Here is a 17,255-nt window from a genome sequence, read left to right on the forward strand (position 1 = left end):
AAAATTAATTGGTTTGCTATTATTTCTTGACTCCGCCAATTCAAAATTTCATATATTGCTAAATTTTTTCTGTCGCAATCAAGTTTTGTTATATTATTTAATCCCCAGAGATTCCCAGTCGTTTTCTCAAGCGAAACCAAAAATATCTAAGTTTCCAAAATTTACTACTTTCCATGGCTAAAATTTTCTCTTGGGCTTGGTATAAATCAGTTTTTAAGGCTTCTAAATCTAGAATCTTGTGGTTCAGTTGAGATATTAGTATTTGTAGTTCACTTTCTTTGATTTGATAGTATTTGATTTGCTCATCTTTAAACAATTTTAGTTTTTTTAGCTCTCGAGATAGACGTTTAGATTCAAATCGTTCGTCTTCCAAACATTGGTTTAATATGGTGATTTCTCTATCTCGTTCTTGTATACTTTTATTTAGAAGAATCGTTTGATCGGTTAAATCTTTAAGTCTAAAAATACTAAAATTATCGAAGACGTTAGGAGGAGTTTGAAAATGAAATCTAAATTGACTAGACTCTTTCGCTAGGTAATAATCATTTAATCCGTCAAAATAAACTAAATCATAGCCTTTTTCCTGTAAGAAACTGGCAATATTAGTCTCACGACGAACGGGAGAATTAGGAATAGTCGCTTCAATAATAATTACGGTAGGTCTGAAAGTGTCCCAATCGTTTCCCGCTATTACTTGCTCTTCCCATCCTTCTACGTCGATCTTAAGAAAATCAATGGCAATAGAGCCATATTTCTGGCAGATTTCGGAGAGGGTAGTAACGCTTACCTCGTAACAAGATAGAGCTAATTGCCTCTCGGCAGCTAGTTTGATGGCGATATTGCTATCGAGTGTTGAAAAACCACTACCCTGTAACTCGAAAAATTCAAGTGTTGTTTTTTGCTCGCCAACCGCTAAGTTTAAATTAACATCTTCGGGTCTATCTCGCTGTAAGAGTTCAAAAAAATCCCGTATGGGTTCTACATTTATACCCCGCCAACCTCGGTCGTAAAAAGCTTTTGTAACTGAATCGTAAACGGGATGGTGCGCTCCGATATCGATATAGAAACCCGATTCTTTATCTTTAAAAATTCGATTGAGAATTACATCTTCAAAGTTCTGAGCGTAGGAAGTAAACATCTATAGTTTTTGATTATGAATATTAAAAGACTGCCACAAGTCACAGTATACCACAATTCAGAAATGTTGAGCTTCTACACAAAACTTTACATATAAGCCAGTGAGAACAGGTGTTCGTTTAGAGAGATTAAATTGGGAGCATCTCACCTTTGCAATAACTAGAAATGCTTAATGAGATCAATAAAAAAGTTAAAAAAGGCAACCATTTAGATAAGCACAGCGATGAAGAAGGACTTGCAGTACATTACCAGATTTCCAACTTGCACCAGTAATTTTAAGACGATGAGCAATTTGTTTAATTTTTGATGACCCGGAGCCAGAGCCAATGGAAATACCCTCTGCTTGCAAATAACCATAATTGACAATTCGATGTTTATGCTTGTTCAAATACGTAATAAAATTCTCCACTTGCGGCTCTGACCATCCTTCAAAACAAGAGATAGCCGCGTCCACTTCCCCCTTCCATAGAAAACATTTTACCTCCTCAATTCCCTGGAATGACCCCCCAACTTTCTAGAGGTTTTCGATTAAATGATACCAATCCAATATTTCAATTCTTTCCTGTTTCTCTCCTATCTGACCAAATAAATTCCAGATACCATCATGTCGGGGTAAGAGCATCTCAATTAGGCTTGACAAAAGGCTTTCAGCATAGCCATCATATAGTTATTATCCATGGCCGCCCGTTGACTTTTTTGTGCCAGACTACGTCGGTAAGTGGATTCCTGGTTAAGAGCGTTAAGTGCTACTCGTCTCAAGAAGGCAAAATTACGAGGGCTGTGGCCTGAGCGAATCCGACATTTATCTTCATTAAAAGTAACATCTAAAATCCAATGAGCCTGATTTTCAATGCCCCAATGCTTACGAATAGCATTACCTATTTTTTGAGCATCAGCAGGGAGAGAACTGAGATAAAATTGGACTTCACAAGTGGTTTTATTCCAAAGATGACGAACTCGTTTAACCATGATAATACTTTGAAGTCCTCGCCATTGAGCTTGTTGATAAAGACCGCCGAAAGCTTCTAAGGGTACAGCCCAACACCAACGTTTTTCAAGGCGATGATGACCTTTTTCCAGACGGTAATCATAACTAAATTAAATACCATCAAATTGATGTGCTTGAGCTTGCTCAAACCAGTTTTTGACCTGAGTATAAAGAGTCGGATGATTCAGGGTGAGAGCATCTCAAACGCTATTGACAATTGACCAATTTTTTGATCCGTTTGTTGTGTGGGCATTTCAAGTGATACCAGTCAATGAGAATAGTTGCGAAATCGACCCATTTGGTCAATTTTTGCTCAACAATTGAGATGGCAAATTCTCCTCAAATATGTCTGAATCGCTCTCTGGGTAAGCAAATCACATAAAGTTCATTTTGTCAAGAATTGTTAAGATGCGCTCACCCTGCAAATAGACTTGATGGGTTGAAAACATAGAGAAAAGCGATGGATCCAAGGCCAATCGATGATTCTTTGATTGCTGAACTTAGCAGTGGGTTGTGGGATGAACCCAATGACATTCTAGATAAATTAATTAAAATAACAAAGGTTGAAACCCGTGTTTGCGGGAAGCTGCGCCGATTTGTTCCATTTTAGGGACGGTAATTTGATTGCGTCCCCAGGAAAAATTAGTTTGCCAACCCTCCAACTCCAATAAAATCGCCTCAGCAAAACAGGCAAACATTTGACGAGAGGGAATATCCATATTAACGATTTTCATAATTTTCCAGTCAATATCGAGGGAATGCTCGACAATACCGCCCTTAATCACCGAAATATCGGGGGCATTTAACACCATGCCTAAATTTTTCGGATAACCACCATCAATAATAAGACAGGGGCGCTTGAGTTTATCTGGATCAATTTCCACCCCTTTAGGCATACTAGCCACCCAAACAATGATATCAGCCAGGGGTAAAGCCTCCTCTAGGGGGAGAATTTTACCGCGTCCTAACTCCTCTTGGAGAGATTGTAAACGCTCTTGATTGCGTGCCACATAGATTAGTTCCTTTGTATCGGTTTTTTCATTTAACCAACGACAAACAGCACTGCCGATATCTCCGGTGGCCCCACAAACCACGATGGTAGATTGAGCTAAATCGATGCCCATTTTGTCAGCGAGGGTTTGCACCTGAGTGCAGATGACGTAAGCGGTGTGGGTGTTACCGGTGGTAAAACGGCCAAAATCTAGCTCGATATTGCGCACCTGTCGATTATCTTTGAGATTAAACTCCTCGAAAATAATTGAAGAAAAACCGCCGAGTGCGGTGATATTGATATCACTTTTTTGAGCGAGTGCCATGGCATTTAGCACCTTACGAATAGCAGACTTTACCCAACGATTCGACAACATCTCTGGTAAAAAACAGGATTCGATATATTTTCCTCTGATGGTTTGCCCCGTGATGCTGGTGACATGAAAATCATCGACAATTTGCGGGGGGGCAGCACACCAAAAATCTAATCCCTGGTTAGCATATTCAGGATAACCTAGATCGTCGGCGACCGATTGGGCGTGTTCTAAACTGGTAAGATGACCTATAAGACCAAACATTGATTGTTCTTTCGTTAGACTAGATGGCACTAGATAAAAATTAGGATATTGCTAAGAAATCGTTAAGACTCTTAAATATAATACACAAAAGAGCCGCTCTGTGTTGAGCGGCAGCATGGAAAAAAAGAAATCTCGATGCTCAAGCTTTAGACGGCAGTTAATCCGTAGGCAGACATCCGCATGATATCACGGGTACTGAAACCAATATTGCTTAACGCTTCCCCGTAGCTAATCATAAAGTCTTCCACGAGGGCCTCTTTTTCCATAGCGAGGACGCGAGCATCATCCTCGACTTGATTGAGCATTCTCCAGACAATGGGTAGATTAGCGCGATTTGCAGCTTCTAATTCCTCTTTAGCGGTTTCAAAGTTAGCTTTTAGCCATTCTTCGCCAAAATTGAGATGTAAATATTCGTCTTTAACTACGCTTTCAGTAATTTTACGGGCAAAAGGATCAGCAACAGGAATATAAATATTATAGGCAGCGATCGCAAAAGCTTCGATAATCAAAGATTGGATCAATAAACAGGTAACAATTTTACCTTCTGCGTAGGCAATTTGGAAGTTATCGTGCAGAGAGGCAAAGAATTCTCTGGCATAATCCATATCAGGAGTGATTTTCAAATTTTGGCCGCAAGCTTGAAAACCTTTCATGTGACGGTTTTCCATTTTTGCCAGACGGTGTAATTCTTCTTTGTTATCGGTGAGGATGTCTGCTAATTGAATATAATTGCTATTGGCCTCGTATTCGCCTTCAATAACGATGGCATTAATGCGACTATAGGCTGATTTATAGGTTTCGCTGGTGAAATCAAGCTCTAATGGTACAGCAAGCTCTGGCATAAACTCGATTGACTCCTATTTCTGACGAGATTTTTCCGATGTTCTTTCCAGTCTAGGGTAAGCCTTCTAGATGGAGTGATCTTTTTACGAGTCTAGCTCGATCGGTCTTTTTTGTATAGCTTGGCTTGAGAGGCTGACTTGCCAAGTTAACTATAGCGGTTATCTTTTGCCACTGAAAACAAATCTAGAGGCAATCCCTTCTTAAGGGAGGAGATTGCCTACTGTTTGCTCAAACCGTGGCTAAAGATTTCCGGCGCTCGGCCTGTTGTAGGATGGCCTTGGCTGCCTGTTTACCGGATAAAGTGGCTCCTTCCATGCTATCAATGTAATCCTGTTGGGTATAACTGCCAGCAAGGAAAAAGTTAGCAATAGGAGTCGCTTGCGAGGGACGATAGACATCCATCCCCGGTGCTTCCCGATAGAGACTCTGGGCCAATTTCACCACGCTAAACCAAGTCATCTTTAACTCCCGCGAGGAGGGAAATAACTGATGGACTTGCGCTAAAACGTGCTGGGCAATATCTTCATTTTTAGCTTTAATAAAAGGGTCACCGGGGGTTAAAACCAACTGTAATAAAGAACCTTCTCCGGGGCGATAATAATCCCTAGGACTGGTGAGAGCAAGATCTGCAAAACAGGAAAAATCCGCTTGGTGGGTGTACAAAAGATTGTCAATTCCCACCGCTTTTTGCAGTTGTCGGCGTTTTTCGGCATCATTTAACTCCGTCACCCAACCGTCAAAACGCAATTGTACCGTGGCGACGGGGACGGCTTCTAGTCGGAAAATATTGTCAAAAATCGGCATTTTTCGCCAATCTTGGGGAATAAGACGCTGAACACCAGGGACATCACCAGCGCAAACATAGGCATCTGCGGTGATAGTTTCCGTGGTTTCTCCGTTAGCGACGATCATGCCATTAACTTGCAGATTTTCGCCCTCTCCAGAATAGAGAATTTCCCGCACTTGACGACGGGTAGAGATTTTGGCACCCCGGGCCTCCAGATAGTTAATAATCGGTTTATGCAGGTATTCGTGGGGGGAACCTTCTAACATCCGCAGGACGGAAGCTTCGGTTTTAGCGGCGAAAAATTGGAAAATCGTCAGCATACAACGGGCCGAGATATTTTCCGTATCGATAAATCCTAAGGCATAGGCGATCGGATTCCACATTTTTTTTAAACTGCCGTCATTACCGCCATGGCTACGAAACCAATCGGCAAAACTAATCGAGTCCAGATCCCGAATCGTTTTCATCGCTCCTTGAAAGTCTATCAGACCGCGGACGATGGGACTTGTACCTAAGGCCAGAGAATTAAAGATTTTATCGGCTGCCGAGAGTTGGGAGGAGGTAAAAAAGGCTTTTAAACCGTTAAAAGGCGCACCTGCGGCGAAACGGAAGTCTAATTCGCCGATTTTTCCCCCTTCGTTGATAAAAGTGTGGGTGTGTTCTTTGAGCAGTAGGGATTGAAAAGCGCCCACTTTTTTCATTAACTCAAAAAGATTATAGTAACAGCCAAAAAAGACGTGCAAGCCCATCTCGATGTGATTACCGTCCGCATCTACCCAACTACCGACTTTTCCACCGACAAAGGGACGAGATTCTAAGATTTCTACTGTACAGCCCGCATCGACCAGATCGATAGCTGTTGCCATTCCCGCTAACCCTGCACCAACGATCACCACTCGCATTTGTCAAGTTCCTGTTACAATTTTTCACTAAATCTTTATTTTACCCCGATCGGTCTGGTGTTTCTTGCTGGCGATTTTTTCAGGGGCGCTTGAGAGCGTGGCAGAATAATTGAGAGTTGCACTAGGGAGAAGTCATTTTGAAGCGATCGCTAGAGGGGAGACAGGGATTAATTATTGTCAGTATTATTTGGATATTGGGGATATTAGTCGATAGATTCTGGTTTAGTCTCGATCATACTATTCCTGCTTGGGATCAGGCCGATTATCTCAACGGTGGGATTATCTATACCCAAGCTTTCCAAAATCCGCGCTGGTTTGATGGGGATTGGTGGCGCAGTTTATGGCTAATGTCGCCGAAAATTCCCCCTTTAACCTATCTTTTAACGATTCCCTTCTTTAATCTCTTTGGTATTAGTCTTGACGCGGGTATGTGGGTAATGGCCATCTATAGCGCCCTACTGCTCTTTTCTGTGTATGGATTGGGAATTATCCTCTTTAATGGGACTGTAGCACTCTGGGCGGTCTTAATCTGTCAATTTCTCCCCGGTTTATACTATTATCGCCTCGAATATCTCTTAGACTTTCCCTTAGCGGCAATTGTAACGTTTTCTTACTTTTGCTTGACATGGTGGCGATTTAGTGGTGGAGGCTGGCTAAAAGCGATCGCTTTCGGGATTTCTTTCGGTTTAGGGATGTTAGTCAAACAAACCGCCCTATTTTTCCTCTTTTTACCGATTTTGTGGGTATTGGGCGAAAATCTCCGGCGAAAACGTTGGGGCAATCTAGCGCAATTAATGCTCAGTTTTTTGACGGCAGCATGGTTAATGTTTCCCTGGTATCGGACGAATTGGTTATTAATGTTAACCGCAGGCAAACGTGCCACGGTAGATTCGGCCATTTTGGAGGGAGACCCGCCTCTTACCAGTCCAGATGCCTGGACATTTTACGCCCAAGTTTTACCCTATTTTCTTTCTTGGGTATTGTTATTAGTTCCCGTGGTGGGATTATTAATCTCCTTACGTCATAGAAAAACCGAAGATAAGGTTAATCGTCCTGTGTGGATTTGGTTAGGAGTTTTTCTGCTGGGGGGATACCTATTATCATCCCTCAATATCAATAAAGATGCTCGTTATATTTTGCCGCTTTTACCGACTTTATCCTTAATTTTATCCATTGGTTTATTATCTTGGCGCGGTCGTTTTGCCCCCAGTATCCGTTGGGGAACTATAACTATTGCCGCTATCCTCACCAGCTTAAATTTATTTCCCTTGGGGGGAGATATAATTACTAACGTTTTCAGTCCCGAATTACAACACCATCCCTATTTAAAAACTGGCTGGCAGCAGGAAGAAGTAGTTAAAGAGATTCTAGGCGATTCTCCCTATCTTCGCAGCACCCTAGGGGTTTTACCTTCCACCCCGGAATTAAATCAACATACTTTCTCTTTCTACGGTGGTAAACATAATTCCCAGGTTGCCGGCAGACAGGTGGGAGTTAGGGAAGAAGATATAGAAAAGGATGTCAATTCTTTAGATTGGTTTTTAACTAAAACTGGTGAACAGGGTTCCGTCCCCGATGTCCAGAAAAAAATTGTTAATCGAGTCGCCACTGGGCCAGATTTCCAAGTGGAGAAAACTTGGCAGCTACCGGATGATAGTACCCTTTCTCTACACCGTAAAATATATCCTTCCGTCACGGTTAAACCCCTTGGAACTGCTCCAATACAGGTGGAATTAAGAGAGATTGCCATTGCCGAAAAAGCCTCTCCTAATCAACCAATTCCCGTGGTTTACAAATGGGCAGGAGACTGGCAACAATTAAAGTCAGGGATAGTGATTTTAAACTGGCAAGAAGTGGACGGTAAGGATTATTGGATGCACGATCATGGTATTGCTATGGGGGGATTAATGGCAGAAAAATTAACTCCAGAAGAGCAACAAAAAGGTTTTGAAGTCACTGAAAAAACCGCCATGCAGTCGGCAGCAACCCCCGGAGTTTATCGCTTATCTGCTGTCTATCTCAATCGGGAAACTGGCGAAACCTATCCGATTAAAACTAATGCTCAAATTACTATCGATCCTCAAGTTCCCAAGTTAGCAACGCCCCAATTAGATTTAGTCACCCAATTGCGCTTAAAGTCTGCTAATATTGGTCAAGGATTAACGGGTATTGAGCCAATTTTTCAGTTAACTAATCGTATCAATCAATACGATTCGATTCAGGATTATGTGCTGCAAGCAGACAAAGCTTTTTCCTATCGTTTACAGCAACAAAACCCCCCCGATAAATTATCTTTAGCCTACGGATTAGCAATTTCTAAGGTACTACAACAGGATGTGGCAGGGGCAATAAAAGCCACGGAGGAAATGATTAAAATTGACCCCCATAATCCCTATCATTATGCTTATCAAGGTTTTATTTATCTCTACGATTGGCAACCGCAAGCAGCCCAAAAAGTCTTAGATCAGGCCAGAAAATTAAATCCGGATAGTGAGGAAATTAAGACTTTAAATGCAGTGGCTGCCTTGATGGGAGGAAATCTCGTTAAAGCTTGGCAATTATGGCAGTCAAATTAAAAGAGAGTGGGAAGTGGGGTGTAGGGTGTAGGGTGTAGGGTGTAGGGTGTGGGGTGTAGGGTGTGGGGAGTTTTCTCAGTGAACTGATAACTGATAACTGATAACTGATAACTGACTCCTGACTTCTAACCCAATGTTGGACAAAGATAAGCAAAAGTTATTTATTGAATGCAAAAACTTGAGAATATTTAAATTAACATTCCGCAATATTTATAAATTCTTAAGAATTAATTGAGAAAGATTTTTATTTAACAACGACGTTATGCTGGTTACAGCGATTTGATAGAATTTCACAATGGGTTATTCTGTGCTTTTTTGGGCAACAATGGTTGAAACCCTTACCACACCTAGAAGGTGATCCTAATTAAAACGGGTAAATTAGTCAATTTCACCCACAACGATGATCTTTTTTTTGTGTAGTTTTATTGCAAAAAAAAAGTTTTTTTGACAAAAAGCACAAAGTATGATGTGAACCTAATGTATTTCTGGTTGCGAGTAATTATTGTAGAGATGGGAGATGGGAGATGGGAGAGGGGAGAACAAATAAAAATAATCTCCTGACTCCTGACTCCTGACTTGAAAGAGGCAGGAGGCAGGGGGCAGGAGGGAAAAGTACCACTTCCATCTCTGGTGGTGAAAATTTTTTCATCGGGACTGACTCCTTCCTATCTCACCATTGAGATAACTACTGTAACAACTCCCTGGGATCGGTGACTTCCCCTTTAATCGCTGCCGCTACAACCATCGCCGGACTCATCAACAAAGTACGCCCGGAAGCGGAACCTTGACGACCTTTAAAATTACGATTGGAGGAGGAGGCGCTGATCTGATCTCCCTGCAATTTATCAGGATTCATGGCTAAACACATGGAACAGCCAGCCTCGCGCCATTCAAAGCCCGATGCTAGGAAAATTTGGTCTAATCCTTCCGCTTCCGCCTGTTTTTTGACTCTTTCGGAACCGGGGACGATAAAAGCTTTCACATGGGGGGCAACACGATGACCTTGGGCAAATTTGGCCGCTTCGCGCAGATCACTGATCCGGCCGTTAGTACAGCTACCGACGAAGCAGACATCGATTTTTGTGCCTTTAATCGGGGTGCCGGGGGTGAGTTTCATGTATTGATAGGCTTCCTCTGCGATCGCTCTTTCACTTTCTGGTAAACTTTCGGGAGTGGGAATGACTTCGTTAACCCCGATTCCTTGGCCCGGAGTAATCCCCCAAGTAACGGTGGGTTCGATTTCACCGGCATCGAAGACCACCACATCGTCATAAACCGCATCGGCATCGCTTTTAATGCTTTCCCACCAATTAACCGCACTTTCCCAGTCTTTGGGTGCAAAATCACGACCTTTGAGGTAATCGTAGGTGATTTGATCGGGGTTGATATAACCACATCGGGCCCCACCTTCGATCGCCATGTTACAAATCGTCATCCTTTCTTCCATGGACATCCGTTCAATTGTACTACCAGCATACTCGTAGGCATAACCAACACCGCCTTTAACGCCCAATTGACGGATAATATGGAGAATTACATCTTTAGCATAGACCCCGGGGTTTAAATCGCCGTTTACCTCCACTCGACGCACTTTTAATTTCGATAGGGATAGGGTTTGGGTAGCAAGAACATCGCGTACTTGGGAAGTGCCGATGCCAAAAGCGATCGCACCAAAAGCGCCGTGGGTGGAGGTGTGGGAGTCACCGCAGGCGATCGTCATACCGGGTTGGGTTAGTCCCTGTTCGGGAGCGATCACATGAACTATGCCCTGATTGCCGGAACCGATGCCGTAGAAAGGAATATTATTGGTTTGAACATTAGTTTCGATCGCCCGGATCATTTCCTCGGCCAAATCGTCAAGGAAAGGACGCGCCTGATTTTCGGTGGGGACGATGTGATCGACGGTGGCAATAGTCCGTCCTGGAAATAATACTTTTAAACCCCTTTCTCTCAGCATCGAAAAAGCTTGCGGACTGGTGACTTCATGGACTAGATGCAGTCCGATGAATAATTGTGTCTGTCCACTGGGAAGAATCTTAACCGTGTGTGCGTCCCAGACTTTATCGAATAACGTTCTTGCGCTCATTGACCTTGGAATGATAGTCATCTCTCTAATCATATCAGCTAACCTGATCCGATAAATATTAATTTTTTCTTTTCTCTTGGTTAGGAGGGATAATAGGTAAATAGCTCTGTTTTTGCTAGATTAAAACCATCAGTTCTTGAGTGAAAGAAACGACTTTCTTCAATAACTATTTGAGTAATTACTGATGCTCTTTACCCCCTGATCCCTATAATTTTTAAATAGGATTTAGTCTAACATTCTCTAGGTTTGAATAACCCCTCAGTCCATAGCAAAAAAAATTATTCTTTTCTTGTCACTGATAAATTATGCTCGCTAACTCTCTTGTTCAGATAAATTTATCTGAGAACAATTAATCCTAGAATCAGAGGTAAACTTAGCCATGCTACTAGGTTTCCTAAGTAGTTAATAATAATATAGTAATACTCAAAGATTCCTAGCAAATTAACTAACAAGAAAGGTCATGGAAGTCTTACCGATATTCCTCATTGTTTTTTACTATCAGACAATTAATACAACTGGCCATGATGATTAATCTTACTATTTTTTAGGCAACATCAAGGAATCGTGGCGTTCAAAAGCGGGTTGCATCAATTTCCATCTTAATACTAGCCAAATTCAAAAAACCCTTGATTGGCAAGCTCCCTTTACTCTATAGGAGCGATTAGCCCTAACAATGGAGCAATAAAATATTTAGTCGGCTTTCTTGTGATTTAGATTTCCCGCAAATTTTACCATCAATAGTAAGATAAGGGGGAGTTTCTTGTCTTGACCTATAAGTTTCCCCAGAGAAGCATGACAGTTTTAATTATTGTAGCTCATCCCGACGATGAAGTCTTGGGCTGTGGTGGCACTGCCGCCGCTCTTGCCGCTCAAGGCGTTGCCGTGTACCCTTGTATCTTATCTGGTCAGGTGGATGCCCGCCGTCAGCGTCCGGATTTGCCGGATTTATTGGAAGATATTAAGGCATCTAAAACTATAATTGGTTTTAAAAGCGCAATTTTGGGTAATTTTCCGAATATACAATTTAATACGATTTCCCATCTAGAGCTAGTGCAGTTTATCGAGCAGGCCATCCAGCAAACTCAGGCAGATATTATCTTTACTCATCATCCTCACGATCTGAACAACGACCACCATCATACCTCGATCGCTTGTCAGGCAGCTGCCAGATTATTTCAGCGTCGCTCGGACTTACCCTCCTTACGGGGACTATACTTTATGGAGATTTTATCGGCAACGGATTGGTCTTTTCCCGTGCAAGGCAATAGCTTTTCTCCCGATACCTTCTTTGAAATCGGCGAAACTTGCTTGAAACAAAAAATCGAAGCCCTGCGTTCTTATCGAGGAGTGATGAGAGATTTTCCTCACCCTCGTAGCCCTGAAATCCTGACGGGTTTAGCTGCCTACCGAGGTGGACAGGCGGGAATGAAGTACGCGGAAGCCTTTCAAACTGCTTTTCAGGCTTTGACAATTGGGGGGATTAGAGGTTATACCAAGTAAAAAGTCAAAAGTAACAAGGGGAAAACTTGATCGTGTCTGGGTTTTCGCTGTTCTTTCTCTAGCTTAAATTGTGAAAGTTGGTGTTGATCTATGTATAGTTCTTACGGAAAACGTCTGTTAGATATTATCTTAGCGGCGATCGCCTTATTAATTCTATCTCCGCTCATGTTATTAACCGCCCTAGCCATTTATCTAGAGGATGGTGCTTCGCCGCTATTTCGACAACAGCGGGTCGGCCAAAAGGGAAAATTGTTTGAACTGCTGAAGTTTCGGAGTATGGCGGTTAATGCGGCCCAAGTTCCTTCCGCGCAGGCTAATTCTTTAACGATTACTCGTATTGGCCAATTTATTCGTCGGACTAATATAGATGAACTGCCCCAGTTAATTAATATTTTACGAGGGGATATGAGTATAGTTGGCCCTCGCCCCGCCCTACCTTCTCAAACAGACCTGTGCAGGCTACGAGAGCGAAACGGCTCCACTGGTTGTAAACCGGGGTTAACGGGATTAGCACAAGTCAATTCCTACGATAATATGCCTGATTTAGAAAAGGGAGAATGGGATGGTAAGTATGCCAGTAAGATATCCTTTTGGGGAGATGTAACTATCATTTTTAGAACCTTTGGTTATCTAACTAAAAAACCTCCAGTTTATTAAGGTCAGTTTTTATGAAATTTGCTTTTGTTACCTGTGTACAATTGGGTCTTGCTTGTATGGAAACCATCTACGAACAAGGTGGCAAACTAGACTTAGTGATTACTCTCAAAGATAACCTCGCTCAAGATAAATCAGGGCGGATTTATGTGGATTCTTTCTGTCAGCAGCGAGGTATAGAAGTTGTAAAAATTCGTAGTGTCAACGCTCCAGAAGTTATTCAATCCCTGCAAGAGAGAGAAATCGATTGGCTGTTCATCATTGGTTGGTCTCAAATCGCTAAACCACCAGTTCTTCAGGCAGTAAAAAGGGGTGTACTAGGAATGCACCCGACACTGCTGCCCGTAGGCCGCGGTCGCGCTTCTATTCCTTGGGCGATTATCAAAGGATTACCTGAAACAGGAGTGACTTTATTTCAATTAGATGAAGGGGTGGATACAGGCCCGATTTTAGCCCAGGAAAAAATAGCGATCGCTGCTGATGAAACAGCAACGACTCTTTATCAACGGGTGGCGATTGCTCACCAGCAGTTGATCGGTCGCATCTGGCCAGAACTAATTAGCGATCGCTTACAACCAAGACCACAAGATGACTCTCAAGCGACTGAATGGCCTGGAAGGACTCCCGAAGATGGGCAAATTGATCCGACGATGACCGTCACCGAGGTGGACCTTCTGGTGCGCGCCACCACCCATCCCTATCCGGGGGCATTCTGGAAAGAACAAGACCAAATGATCAGAATCTGGCGTGGTGCGATCGGGAAATCCGCACAACCGCAACCCCCTAACAGCCAGCGCTTGTATCTAAGCGATGGTGTTTTTGATGCTATAGACTATGAGAGCCTGAGTTCTACATAAATAACACCCCTAATTCTGCCCTGGGCTAAAACGTTGTTTAATCAGGGCAACCACCAGAAAACTAATCAGAAAACTGATGACTGAGAGTAGGGATAATAACATAGGGATTTTTGCGCTCAGATTAATTATCGATCCTACGCTGTTCGGTGACAAAAAGTGCCGATATTGCCCTCGTGGTTTTAGTCAGTGTCAGCATCGCACTTCAACAGCTAAGGGGCTCTGAAGTTTGGGGGATATTAGCAGAAATTTTAGGTTTAACTTACTCTCGATCGCTTTTTACCTGACTGATGCGACGAACGTTTAAAACATCGCTCATCAGCTTAATTTGAGTAACACAGCGTTCAAATTGTTGCAGGTCTTTTACTTCAATTTTCAGGGAAATTAAAGCGGGTTTGCCGAAATTAGTCTTAACTCCGGCATTGCGAACGTTAATATTTTGGTCACTTAAACGAGAGAGAATATCTTTTAAAACCCCGACGCGATCAATCACTTCAATCTGAATATTTACCGGATAAGTTGGATAACGTCCCTGGTCATCTATAGGATTCCAACTAACAGGAATTAAGCGTTCAGCTTCGGCTTTTTCCACATTCGAGCAGCCCTGACGGTGAATAACAATACCTTCCCCCGCATGGGCAACTATACCAGTAATATTTTCTCCGGGTAAAGGACAACAACAACCAGCCAAACGATAGACTAATCCCTCCACACCGGCGATCGGTGATTTACTAACGGGTAAAGCCCTTTGAACGGGAGAAGGTGGTAGAATCAATTGGGAATCAGTTAGGACATCGGGCGGATTTTTGACCGTTAAAATTTCCTGTTGATTTTTAACTGTTTCTTGCAGACGATTAACCACATTTTTTAGGGTAACTTCGCCGTAACCCAAAGCCGCCAATAAATCATCTACTGCCACATAATTGCACTGTTTAGCCACCGATTGCATTCGTTCCGATTTCAGCAGGGCATCGAAGCCAGTTTTACCCAATTCTTTCTCTAATAAATCACGACCTCGGCTAATATTTTCTTCTCGGCGCGATTTTTTGTACCATTGCCGGATGCGATTTCTGGCGCTAGGAGTAACGACAAAATTTAACCAATCTAAACTAGGGTGACTATTTTTGCTGGTGAGAATTTCCACCAGATCACCATTTTGCAAGGGAGCATCAAGAACTGACCATTTACCATTAATCCTTGCCCCTTTCATCTGATTACCTACTTCGCTATGAATATGATAGGCAAAATCTACCGGTGTCGCGCCTTGGGCTAGGGCCACCACATCACCTTTGGGGGTAAAAACATAGATATCTTCTTCAAAGAAATTATTTTTGAGGCCATCCATGTATTCTTGGCCATCTTTAAGGTCTTTTTGCCAGTCGAGCAGATTACGCAGCCAAGCAAATTTTTCATCCTCGGCGGTTAAAGTTGTCTGACTAGAACCGGTTTCTTTATACTTCCAATGGGCTGCAATACCGTATTCAGCAACATGGTGCATTTCTAGGGTGCGAATCTGCACTTCTAGGGGGCGGGCATTTAAACCAACAACGGTGGTATGGAGGGATTGATAACGGTTAGCTTTTGGTAAACCGATATAGTCTTTAAAACGGTTAGGAATCGGAGTAAATTGGTCGTGAACTACAGCTAAACAACGATAACATTCCTCTTTAGTTTCGACGATAATGCGGACGGCGGCAATATCATAAATCTGCTCGAATTCTTTACCCTGATTGTGCATTTTATGATAAATGCCGTAGAGATGTTTGGGGCGACCTTGTAAATCAAGAACTTTTATGCCAATTTCTTGCAATTTTTCCCGCAATGTGTTAGTAACGGTTTCGATGCGGGACTCTCGATCGATGCGTTTTTCCGATACCAATAACTGCACGGTGCGATAAGCATCGGGTTCGAGGTATTTAAAGCATAAATCCTCTAATTCCCATTTAAATCGCCCAATCCCTAAACGGTTAGCCAGAGGAGCAAAGATTTCTCTAGTTTCGAGGGCGATGCGTTGCTGCTGTTGCGGGTTAAGGTGTTCGAGGGTTTGCATATTGTGCAGGCGATCGGCTAATTTGACCACGATAACGCGGATATCTTGAGCCATCGCCAGGAACATTCGGCGAAAATTCTCCGCTTGCCGTTCAGTTTTGCTAGAAAAGTTGAATTTGGAGAGTTTTGTCACCGCTTCCACCAAATTACGCACCTCGACACCGAATCTATCCTCGATTTCCTCGGGGGTGACTTCCGTATCTTCCACCACATCGTGAAGGAATCCCGCCGCGATCATTGCCCCATCACCCCCCAGATCTCGCAGTAATCCCGCCACGGCTATGGGATGGGCGATATAGGGTTCCCCGGATTTGCGATACTGCCCCTCGTGGAGTTTGTGAGCGAAATTAAAGGCCCGACAGATTAAACCGCTATCGGGATTCTGGGGGTCGTTTTCGTAGGTAATTAGGCATTCTTTCAGCCAATCGGGTAAAACTAACGCTTTTTTCGGTTCCGTGGCCCGGGGAAGAGCGGTGAGGGTTTCTGGTTGGGTGGCAGTGATGGCGTTCATGGTTAGATGGGGGAGATGGATAATAGGGGTGGTGGAGACGGATAACTAGAAAATTATTAGGCCGAAGGGATGCCAGATTACTTAACTCTCTAACACTGGAATCGGATCGATCGGCGAAAAGGGCGGGATTCTTTTAAGTTTTTGTCTCTGGTCGGGAGGAGGACTTGCAACCGTGACGGCAAATCGTTAATCTTATGTAACAAATTCTAACGCGCTTTGTATTGGATGCTACCGACAAATTACCATCAAGCCTACAAATCTTTGTTAAGAAAACTGGAGGATTTCAGTCTTGCCCTTCTGGATGGGGATGCTTCCACGGGGTTACAATCTTTTCAAGCTTTACAAACCTGTCTAGAAGGGGAGATATTGTCACTAAATGATGACAATTTCAGCCCAGAGGTGGCTAATCGTTGGCGCACGGTCCAGACGGAACTATATCGATCGTGGCGATTGCTGGAGACGGACTGGTTATTTTTGGCCTCAGCGCGGCAAGGACGGGAGAAGCGTTTACGGATAATTAGCGAGCGAGTGGAGACTTTAAAGGGGTATTGTCGGGTTTTGTTAGGGGCAGTTGTCGATTAGTGATTAAATGCTCGATCGCCCTTTGTGTGGCATACTTGACCCTAAGTAGGTAGGCGTTAAAAATTATCAGATGCCCCCCCTTATCAAGCTATCCCTTATAGGGATCTTTCTTAACAATTTTTGCAGTAAGCACTCCAACCCTTATCCTGACTTGATTTCAGTTTTTTCTTTGTCAGTAAGGGTGTCAACAAGGAATATTAAAAATTGTTAACCGAGTC

Annotated in this window: 12 protein-coding genes and 2 pseudogenes; 5 read left to right on the plus strand and 9 right to left on the minus strand. The window is 43.0% G+C overall.

Annotated elements, in window-relative coordinates; all coding sequences use genetic code 11:
• Positions 1 to 97 precede the first annotated feature (97 nt).
• The 6 genes and pseudogenes from IM485_RS17980 to zds form a co-directional block, all read right to left on the minus strand.
• A complete protein-coding gene (locus IM485_RS17980) occupies positions 98 to 1,138 on the minus strand; it encodes an FkbM family methyltransferase (RefSeq protein WP_287744741.1) in 1,041 nt (346 codons plus the stop codon).
• Positions 1,139 to 1,327: 189 nt separating this feature from the next.
• A pseudogene (locus IM485_RS17985) lies at positions 1,328 to 1,744 on the minus strand (ISKra4 family transposase); the annotation flags it as partial.
• A gap of 20 nt (positions 1,745 to 1,764) precedes the next feature.
• A pseudogene (locus IM485_RS17990) lies at positions 1,765 to 2,319 on the minus strand (ISAs1 family transposase); the annotation flags it as partial.
• A 354-nt stretch (positions 2,320 to 2,673) separates the two neighbouring features.
• Positions 2,674 to 3,693 (minus strand): long-chain acyl-[acyl-carrier-protein] reductase, encoded by a 1,020-nt coding sequence (locus IM485_RS17995; RefSeq protein ID WP_104395320.1) that lies wholly within the window; start codon positions 3,691 to 3,693, stop codon positions 2,674 to 2,676.
• Between the two features lie 146 nt (positions 3,694 to 3,839).
• Positions 3,840 to 4,535, minus strand: coding sequence for an aldehyde oxygenase (deformylating) (locus tag IM485_RS18000; RefSeq protein ID WP_287744744.1), 696 nt, complete (start codon positions 4,533 to 4,535; stop codon positions 3,840 to 3,842).
• Positions 4,536 to 4,764: 229 nt separating this feature from the next.
• The gene (zds, locus tag IM485_RS18005; protein WP_287744747.1) at positions 4,765 to 6,225 is read right to left on the minus strand and encodes a 9,9'-di-cis-zeta-carotene desaturase; all 1,461 of its coding nucleotides are present in this window, start codon (positions 6,223 to 6,225) and stop codon (positions 4,765 to 4,767) included.
• A gap of 137 nt (positions 6,226 to 6,362) precedes the next feature.
• On the opposite strand from zds, the gene IM485_RS18010 reads away from it, so the two are divergent.
• Complete coding sequence (locus IM485_RS18010) at positions 6,363 to 8,801, plus strand: glycosyltransferase family 39 protein (protein WP_287744749.1); 2,439 nt, start codon at positions 6,363 to 6,365, stop codon at positions 8,799 to 8,801.
• Here the strand turns inward: IM485_RS18010 and IM485_RS18015 are convergent.
• Together IM485_RS18015 and leuC are read right to left on the minus strand one after the other, a co-directional pair.
• Positions 8,770 to 8,955 (minus strand): hypothetical protein, encoded by a 186-nt coding sequence (locus tag IM485_RS18015; protein WP_287744752.1) that lies wholly within the window; start codon positions 8,953 to 8,955, stop codon positions 8,770 to 8,772. The two genes, IM485_RS18010 and IM485_RS18015, sit on opposite strands and share 32 nt — an antisense overlap.
• 531 nt (positions 8,956 to 9,486) lie before the next feature.
• The gene (gene leuC, locus IM485_RS18020) at positions 9,487 to 10,887 is read right to left on the minus strand and encodes a 3-isopropylmalate dehydratase large subunit (RefSeq protein ID WP_287744755.1); all 1,401 of its coding nucleotides are present in this window, start codon (positions 10,885 to 10,887) and stop codon (positions 9,487 to 9,489) included.
• A gap of 792 nt (positions 10,888 to 11,679) precedes the next feature.
• On the opposite strand from leuC, the gene IM485_RS18025 reads away from it, so the two are divergent.
• The 3 genes from IM485_RS18025 (at position 11,680) to IM485_RS18035 (ending at position 13,898) form a co-directional block, all read left to right on the plus strand.
• Positions 11,680 to 12,387, plus strand: coding sequence for a PIG-L deacetylase family protein (locus IM485_RS18025; protein ID WP_287744758.1), 708 nt, complete (start codon positions 11,680 to 11,682; stop codon positions 12,385 to 12,387).
• A 90-nt stretch (positions 12,388 to 12,477) separates the two neighbouring features.
• Positions 12,478 to 13,044: a sugar transferase gene (locus IM485_RS18030; protein WP_104395314.1), complete on the plus strand. Its 567-nt coding sequence runs from the start codon at positions 12,478 to 12,480 to the stop codon at positions 13,042 to 13,044.
• An 11-nt stretch (positions 13,045 to 13,055) separates the two neighbouring features.
• Complete coding sequence (locus IM485_RS18035) at positions 13,056 to 13,898, plus strand: formyltransferase family protein (RefSeq protein ID WP_104395313.1); 843 nt, start codon at positions 13,056 to 13,058, stop codon at positions 13,896 to 13,898.
• 259 nt (positions 13,899 to 14,157) lie between these two features.
• Here IM485_RS18035 and IM485_RS18040 read toward each other — a convergent pair whose 3' ends face one another.
• Complete coding sequence (locus IM485_RS18040; protein ID WP_287744779.1) at positions 14,158 to 16,455, minus strand: RelA/SpoT family protein; 2,298 nt, start codon at positions 16,453 to 16,455, stop codon at positions 14,158 to 14,160.
• Positions 16,456 to 16,680: 225 nt separating this feature from the next.
• Here IM485_RS18040 and patD point away from each other — a divergent pair, with 225 nt between their 5' ends.
• Positions 16,681 to 17,037 (plus strand): heterocyst frequency control protein PatD, encoded by a 357-nt coding sequence (patD, locus tag IM485_RS18045; RefSeq protein ID WP_194016819.1) that lies wholly within the window; start codon positions 16,681 to 16,683, stop codon positions 17,035 to 17,037.
• Positions 17,038 to 17,255 lie beyond the last annotated feature (218 nt).

The sequence above is a fragment of the Microcystis sp. M169S2 genome (assembly GCF_020245865.1).
Classification (GTDB): Bacteria; Cyanobacteriota; Cyanobacteriia; order Cyanobacteriales; family Microcystaceae; genus Microcystis; species Microcystis ichthyoblabe_A.

What these genes read in the sequence shown, in the direction of transcription:
- IM485_RS17995 (WP_104395320.1), bottom strand. Translation starts at nt 3,693, where the DNA reads ATGTTTGGTCTTATAGGTCATCTTACCAGTTTAGAACACGCCCAATCG.
- IM485_RS18040 (WP_287744779.1), bottom strand. Translation starts at nt 16,455, where the DNA reads ATGAACGCCATCACTGCCACCCAACCAGAAACCCTCACCGCTCTTCCC.
- IM485_RS18030 (WP_104395314.1), top strand. Translation starts at nt 12,478, where the DNA reads ATGTATAGTTCTTACGGAAAACGTCTGTTAGATATTATCTTAGCGGCG.
- IM485_RS17980 (WP_287744741.1), bottom strand. Translation starts at nt 1,138, where the DNA reads ATGTTTACTTCCTACGCTCAGAACTTTGAAGATGTAATTCTCAATCGA.
- patD (WP_194016819.1), top strand. Translation starts at nt 16,681, where the DNA reads ATGCTACCGACAAATTACCATCAAGCCTACAAATCTTTGTTAAGAAAA.
- IM485_RS18025 (WP_287744758.1), top strand. Translation starts at nt 11,680, where the DNA reads ATGACAGTTTTAATTATTGTAGCTCATCCCGACGATGAAGTCTTGGGC.
- zds (WP_287744747.1), bottom strand. Translation starts at nt 6,225, where the DNA reads ATGCGAGTGGTGATCGTTGGTGCAGGGTTAGCGGGAATGGCAACAGCT.
- IM485_RS18035 (WP_104395313.1), top strand. Translation starts at nt 13,056, where the DNA reads ATGAAATTTGCTTTTGTTACCTGTGTACAATTGGGTCTTGCTTGTATG.
- leuC (WP_287744755.1), bottom strand. Translation starts at nt 10,887, where the DNA reads ATGAGCGCAAGAACGTTATTCGATAAAGTCTGGGACGCACACACGGTT.
- IM485_RS18000 (WP_287744744.1), bottom strand. Translation starts at nt 4,535, where the DNA reads ATGCCAGAGCTTGCTGTACCATTAGAGCTTGATTTCACCAGCGAAACC.